The sequence below is a fragment of the Vibrio sp. 704 genome, from assembly GCF_033339295.1.
Map to the genome: position 1 here is coordinate 122,275 of NZ_JAWOUH010000012.1, position 6,794 is coordinate 129,068.

The 6,794-nt window shown below is 42.1% G+C and carries 6 protein-coding genes; 4 read left to right on the plus strand and 2 right to left on the minus strand.

Features of this window, described 5'->3' with window-relative positions:
- Nucleotides 1-116: 116 nt before the first annotated feature.
- Nucleotides 117-1,007, plus strand: coding sequence for a hypothetical protein (locus tag R7R24_RS16485; protein ID WP_213899783.1), 891 nt, complete (start codon nt 117-119; stop codon nt 1,005-1,007).
- Between the two features lie 529 nt (nt 1,008-1,536).
- A complete protein-coding gene (locus R7R24_RS16490; RefSeq protein ID WP_250155004.1) occupies nt 1,537-1,800 on the plus strand; it encodes a cupin domain-containing protein in 264 nt (87 codons plus the stop codon).
- A gap of 80 nt (nt 1,801-1,880) precedes the next feature.
- Here R7R24_RS16490 and R7R24_RS16495 read toward each other — a convergent pair whose 3' ends face one another.
- Both R7R24_RS16495 and R7R24_RS16500 read right to left on the minus strand, forming a co-directional pair.
- The gene (locus tag R7R24_RS16495) at nt 1,881-2,585 is read right to left on the minus strand and encodes a nickel/cobalt transporter (protein ID WP_170897313.1); all 705 of its coding nucleotides are present in this window, start codon (nt 2,583-2,585) and stop codon (nt 1,881-1,883) included.
- 259 nt (nt 2,586-2,844) lie between these two features.
- The gene (locus tag R7R24_RS16500) at nt 2,845-4,938 is read right to left on the minus strand and encodes a TonB-dependent receptor (RefSeq protein WP_017634328.1); all 2,094 of its coding nucleotides are present in this window, start codon (nt 4,936-4,938) and stop codon (nt 2,845-2,847) included.
- A 186-nt stretch (nt 4,939-5,124) separates the two neighbouring features.
- Between R7R24_RS16500 and fes the strand changes: the two genes are divergently transcribed.
- A complete protein-coding gene (gene fes / locus R7R24_RS16505; RefSeq protein ID WP_053306971.1) occupies nt 5,125-6,444 on the plus strand; it encodes an enterochelin esterase in 1,320 nt (439 codons plus the stop codon).
- Nucleotides 6,445-6,467: 23 nt separating this feature from the next.
- Nucleotides 6,468-6,662 carry an MbtH family protein gene (locus R7R24_RS16510; protein WP_017634326.1) on the plus strand — a complete coding sequence of 65 codons (195 nt, stop codon included), beginning with the start codon at nt 6,468-6,470 and terminating at the stop codon, nt 6,660-6,662.
- Nucleotides 6,663-6,794 lie beyond the last annotated feature (132 nt).

Genomic DNA, 6,794 nt, shown 5'->3' on the forward strand with positions numbered 1-6,794 from the left:
TGCTTTGTAAACACACGTGGGTTGTAAAACTATCGCATTCAACCTAATGGCAAAAATTCGTAAATGGAGTGCTAGACAACTACACTCATTAATTTCAACGACGGGAATGGTGAAATATGAAATCAATCTACTATATATTTACTTCAGTAATAGTTGCCATGTCAACTTACGCTCATTGTCAGCAATTGAGTGAGCCCCCTGTATTTGAGGGTTCCGACATAAATACTATATCTATAGATGGAATACGCTTGGGTGACGACATTGCCCAATTAATAGAGCGGGACCCAAATCATACGTCAAATGGGACTTTGAAAACTGTTGAACGAAACATTCCCATAACTATCAGCGATGAATGGTCTAACTATCGTGACTTTTGCCGCGAGCAATTTTATGAAGGTAATCAGATTGATATTAAAAAGCTCAGTACAGAGCAACAAAGAATGCTCAGAGATGCATTCTATAGCGCTTCGAAGACGCTGTCTCAAACAGCTGTGCCTGCATCTTTTTGGTATGAGTATGTAGGAAAAAACAATTGGGATAGAGCGTCAGTTCGGATTGTATATAACCAGCAAAATGGTTTGGTTACTGATATTTCTTATAATAGAAAATATCTCCATTCTTACAAAACTATAGAGGAATTACTAAACTCTAGGTTCGATTTCAATAAGTTATATAATTATGATATGCATGATAGAAGTATCTATGCGATCGGATCTAGCACAAAAAAATTGACAAAAAGTGAAGCTGGGCCAGCACAACATTTGCACGGTAAGTTCGAAGCGCTCTCCAACTTGATTAATAATCGTAAAAGCGAGTTTCCGAGCGATGTTATGTCAATTAGGTTAAGTGAATCCAATGGCAATACAACTCACCTTCAAATAGACTTGTCGACAAAAAGTAACCCTCAAGTTGCTGCTGAAACCCTTAAAAATAGTTGTATAAACGCAAATAGAGAAGCTGTTGATACAATATTGGATGAAGTAAATGAGGGTGTATTGAAACTTTAGGGTTACACAAAAGTTTCAAGTTAAATGACCTCCGGCAAAGCCGGAGGCTTATTGGGTGACGCCCTCTAAGGGCTTAAGTAAGCGCCCAAGGCGCTAGATTCCAAACTTCAATTGATGTGAGAGAGTAATAAAGTCTCATACCAAGTAATAAAGATTCATACTGAGTATTAAAGTATCATACTAAAATGGCAGCGATCGCAGTCGATACGCTGCCATTTCTAAATCGAAAATGCCCCATTATAAGACAGAGTAAATACTCATTCATATCCTGTTAATTGGGTTTTGCCTTACTAAAAGTAATCCATTCTTCTAATGCTATTCGTTGTTAATCCTCGTGTTGTATTACGGGGGCTCTTAAGTTGTCAACATCGTACACAGAACCACCATGTTGTATTTATTCAACATGGTGCATTTAGAAAGAACGTCTTCCCCCCAACGGTATCCTTAAACCTTGCTCGAGGAGCTTTGCCACCCATCGTCCGTTTAAGGTTCGCAGGTATAAATTGACTTGAATCGGGAGTTTGCCAACTTGCTTCACCGTTTTTTCTGGCGTCCAATTGATGGTTGGTACGTTATCTTCGGTTTCGCCGAAGGTGAAGAAATGAGCGAACATACTGCAGCAGTGTCAGCGATTGCACAAATACTCGAAGGAGAATGTACGTTCACGTTAGAAGAAGAGGCGAAGGAACTAAAAGCTGGCGCTTGGTTGTTGATGGACGCGCATTTGCCTCACAGCATTATCGCGAAAACGCCATTGAAGCTGATGCTGTACCTGTTGCGCGAGCCTAAGTAACACGCAGTATTGAAATACAAATCAATGTAAATTCAGCCCCAACCAAGTGTTGGGGCTTTTGCGTTTATTGCTGGCGGTACTTATCTGACGAAGTTCTGCAATCCTGCCACGCTGGCAAAGTTATAGAGAATAAAGCCCGATGCCACCATGGTGACTGCTAACACGAGGTTAAGCGTATTGCTCAAGTTGGCATTGGGTTTGGCGCTGTGATTTTTCATTTGGCGTTGAATCGTTAAAGCGTTGAACACCAATATCGAGTTGGTCATTGCCGTTCCTAAAGCCATCACGAATGTCGCGACCATGCCCCACATTAAGCTGCCTAGCATGTTAGAGAGAAACAGAACTAACACCGCCCCAGTACAAGGGCGGAAGCCGATGAGTAGCAGTGCTTTCCATGAAATATTGTCATTAGAACCTGCGGAATCATCATCTTCTTGAGATCGTGTTTGCTTGATGCGGCGCTTGGCCACCGACGCAAACTCTTTCAGCGCCAATAAAACAATAAACACCGCACAACCTTGCGTCAGCAGACGAACATTATCGGAAAGGCTGAAAGCAAACTGCTCTGCAATCTTGGCAGTAATCACGAAAAGAATGCACGCGCTCGCGGCTTGTAGGGCGGCAATAATCGCCATTAACACAAGTGCTTGTCGGCGACGGTAGCCATGAATCAAGCTCATTGACGTCACTGCCGTTTTACCGTGTCCAGGGGCAACCGAATGCAGTAAACCATACAGAAAGCTGAAGCCCAACAAGTACAACAGTTGCCCTTGGCTGATGAGCATCAGGTATTCACTGATATACCGTAGTTAATCATTTTAGCTTTGTGAAGAAAAAAATGGATTCCTTTGGAATCCATTGAGTTGACTAATTGCGATTCTTTATTTTGTCTTTGGTAGGGAGTAATACTATTCTCTATACATGCCGTACACACAAGTCACGATGTACTTAATAAACGTTACGAAAAAAGCAGATTTATCTGCCTTAATAGACAATACATCCTTAAGTTACTATATAACAATAACATCGTAGCACTTTGTGTTGTTAGAATTGGTAATCAGCCACAAGACCGAATGTACGAGGTCCGCCCATTTCGATAAGATCATTCTTATGGCGAAGAACGTAATCTTCATCTGTTGCATTCTTAATGTAGGCCCGAATGGTGAGATCATTCATGGCATAACCTGCATTGAGATTCAATATGGTGTAGTCGCCTGCTGACGTACTTCGGGTGTTGGCGAGATCTGTAAAGTAATCCGTTACGTGATTAACACGAGCACCAAAGAAAATGCCCGAATCTAGCTGTTGGGTGAAGCCAAGACCAGCCGACACTTCAGGTGCATAACTGAACTCATTCCCATTTAAGTTTTCAACAGTACCGCTTGGTCCTTCGGTGATTTCTGTTTTTAACAAGCCTACAAATGCGAATACGTCCAGACCTGAGTCAAACCAGTAATTGGTTTCAACTTCAGTACCGTATGTTTTTCCTTTAGGGATGTTTGCTATGTAATTGTCGAAACGATTTCCACTGTCACCATACACGACCGTTTGATAGTTTTCATAGTCGTTGTAGAAGACATTTGCAGTCAAACCAAGTCTATTTTCAAGGAAAGTTGAACGGGAACTTAGCTCATAAGTCCAGACTTCTTCCTGCTCAAACACAAAGACCTGTTGTTGGTACTCGTTGTATCCAAGTCCGCCAGCGTTGTATCCTTTACGAGCAGTAAGTCCAAGCATTGAATTGTCTGATACATTTAAAGTTACACCGACTTTTGGTAGCAAAATACCGTTACTTTCATCAGCATTGAAATCGAGTGGGAACCTTGCGTGGTCAAAATCACGCTTCAGCTCATCTTTTTCGTAACGAGCGCCAAGTAGCAAGCCCCAACGGTTATTGAGCTGGACTTTTGAATCGAAGTAAATTGAGTTGGTCAGAACTTTATCTTTACGCTTCATCGAGTCTGTTTGCGTATCCTGATCTTTGTAAAAACTGCTTACCCCGACAATGGCATTGTATTTGTCATCTAACGAGTTATAAGATAGCTTCGCTTCTGCTGTGTAGTTTTTTTCATCAACATCACCCCACCAGTCCGTACGAGGATAAGCTTTGAATTTCGTATTATAGTCTCGGCGCGCAAGCAATACATCAAGGGTTAATTCATCATTGATTAAGTAATTTATGTCAAAATTTGCATTCCAGCTTTCGGTTGTTTGACGTCGAGTACCGTTTTCATCAATGTATTCAAACTTACCTTTTTCAGAAACCAGATTTGTATATTGACCTTCTTCATTACGGCTAGCCAATGTTAGTTTTAGCGTAAGCTTATCGTTAGACATCGGTTTGAATAACAGCTTACCTCTCACATTATAGGATTCAACTTCAGAAGGGTCCCATGGATATTGGTCATTATCGGGCAGCGAGTAATCAATTGGTGTATTACCCTTTGTGCCCTCGGCGGCTAATCGAAATGCGAGCTTTTCAGACACGATTGGGGCAGAAACAACACCAGCTAAGTGATATTTGTCATCTTCGTTTTCGTAGCCACCACGAACTTTACTTTCAAAGTGGAACGTTGGATCTTTGGTTTTGATGACCACCGCGCCGCCAATACTATTTCGGCCTTGGTTGGTTGATTGAGGGCCTTTATAAATCTCTACTTGTTCTGTATCCCACAATCCGGCTTTACCAAAGGCTTCACCAGTCCATGACTCTGACACGCCATCAACGGTTGTATTCACCCTTGGTGTCGCTCCTGTCATGAAGGAAAGGAAGCCTTCACCAGGCCCACGACCATCGACACCTCGAATATGTGGAATACCAGAAGGGGCATTCAGTACATTCGGGACGCGATCGAGTAGATCGTAGTATGTTTGATCTTCGCCATTGTCTGCTTCATCAGTAAAAACGGTGACTGAGCTTGTGTTCTCAGCAAGTGTACCACCGAGTTTTTCACCAAGTACCACAATGGTTTCTAGGGTTGTTAGGGTTTCTTGGCCTTTCTTAGTATTGCTGTTGTCCACTTGCTCTGCTGAAAGAGTGGTGCTGGCTCCAAGGCAAATTACACCAATGAGCATGGCAAGTTTAGTCTTGCCAGTATTAGTGATGGTTATGCCACTGTTTAAATCCATGGGCTTCATGACCTGAGTATTCCTTAATAAAAAAAGAAGAAAACATTTGATGTTGTAACAACATTTATGTAAAAAAGTGTTGCGGCAATAATACTAATGATAATTATTATTATTCACAACAATGATGATATAAGTTTGTGCCATCTCATTACTAGAAGATATGCATGAAGTATCGACGTACAAGTTGGATTTGTGATGGATATAAAGGCTTTTCGAATAATAGAAAATAAGAATATCAATAGTGTTTTAAGTGGTTTACTTGAAGATAATGAAGAAGTAGGAGCCCCATGTTGGTGGAACGAGGTGCAGACAAAAGGAACACCTTTTATCCTTTCCCAAGATAATACAAGCGTTGAGCTGCTATTTCTTTGGCGAAACACGGATGACAGTGTTAAGGAAATATACATTGATATCAATGGTATTACTGATCATCACAGCTTTGATATGGCAAGGCTTACTCATGTCAAAGGAACGGATGTTTGGTTTTATAAGGCAAGGGTAAACAGTACGTGGCGTGGGAGCTACACGTTTATTCCAGTGACACATGAACGCGTCCAACCAGCGTACCACGGAACATACCAAGAGAAACGCACCAAGCATCGGGAGTGGTTGAGAACCATTTTTCCTCTTAGTGTTCGCGATGATTTAAGTAAAAACAATTTGTCAGCCTGCGAATGGGGACGTTCGAAAACGCCGCTATCTATGCCAAAGGCAGTATCGCAAAGTGCTTGGTCAAGGTTCGATACAAAAAATGGCAATGTTCAGGCAGGAGCGGGCATGCAGCTGGCTTGGACTAGCCAGTGTTTAGGTAATGAGCGCTATGTTTGGTTGTATTCGACAGCCAGCGCTGACCAAATGGCTGAACTGCCATTGGTTTTAGTCTTAGATGGTCAATTTTGGTCTCAATCCATGCCTCTGTTCAGTGCGCTGACCGATGCGACGAGCAGCGGTCAGCTTCCACCTGCCTTGTATGTCTTCATTGATGAAATCAATGGAGCGCTGCGTAGTGAAGAATTCAGTTGCAACCCTTTGTTTTGGCAGGCTATCACTCAAGAACTGCTGCCGTTGGTTGGTCATTATTTCCCAATTACTAATGAGGCTAATCGTACGGCTGTTGTTGGGCAAAGCCTTGGTGGTTTGAGTGCGATGTATGCCGGATTGAACCATCCGGACCGTTTTGGTGCGGTTGTTTGTCAGTCGGGTTCATTCTGGTGGCCTGATTTTTCGTTAGTGAAGCCACCTAGTGAATATTCTCCTCTTCAAACAAGCGAACCTTTAACTCAAATGAGTCAATTGGTTCATTCTGGCCTTGGTTCTAACGTAAAGCTAAGTGTTTTTATGGAAGTTGGGTTAGGGGAAGACATCATGGTGGACTTGAGCCAAGACCTGTACCAGCAACTTAAGCAACAAAACCATCGGTTATCGTTTCGCACCTTTGATGGTGGACATGAACGCCTGTGTTGGCGCGGAGGCATCATTGATGGGTTGTCATATGTTTTTAATTTTGAATCCTGATTTTTCTATGATTGGAGTTAACTATGTCTGAGAAATACATTAATCCTTTTGACGAACCTGAAAACCAGTTCTTTGTGCTGATTAATCACAACAATCAATATAGTTTATGGCCTGAGTTCAAAGGGATCCCTCCTGGCTGGAAAAGCACATTTGGTCCGTCACTAAAGCAAGACTGCATTGATTATATCGAAGCGAATTGGCACGACATTCGTGTGTAAAAAACAAACAAATAGCCACGACGATAATAATTAAATTTCTAAGGAATAAACGGCTTTGATGTGATGGACGCACTTCCCTTCTAGCACCGTTGTACCAAACTAATGGTGCAACCAGTAAGAGCAGGAGTAATC

Coding starts and splice junctions, on each gene's coding strand:
- fes (WP_053306971.1), top strand. CDS start 5,125: ATGGATATAAAGGCTTTTCGAATAATAGAAAATAAGAATATCAATAGT.
- R7R24_RS16510 (WP_017634326.1), top strand. CDS start 6,468: ATGTCTGAGAAATACATTAATCCTTTTGACGAACCTGAAAACCAGTTC.
- R7R24_RS16485 (WP_213899783.1), top strand. CDS start 117: ATGAAATCAATCTACTATATATTTACTTCAGTAATAGTTGCCATGTCA.
- R7R24_RS16500 (WP_017634328.1), bottom strand. CDS start 4,938: ATGAAGCCCATGGATTTAAACAGTGGCATAACCATCACTAATACTGGC.
- R7R24_RS16495 (WP_170897313.1), bottom strand. CDS start 2,585: ATGCTCATCAGCCAAGGGCAACTGTTGTACTTGTTGGGCTTCAGCTTT.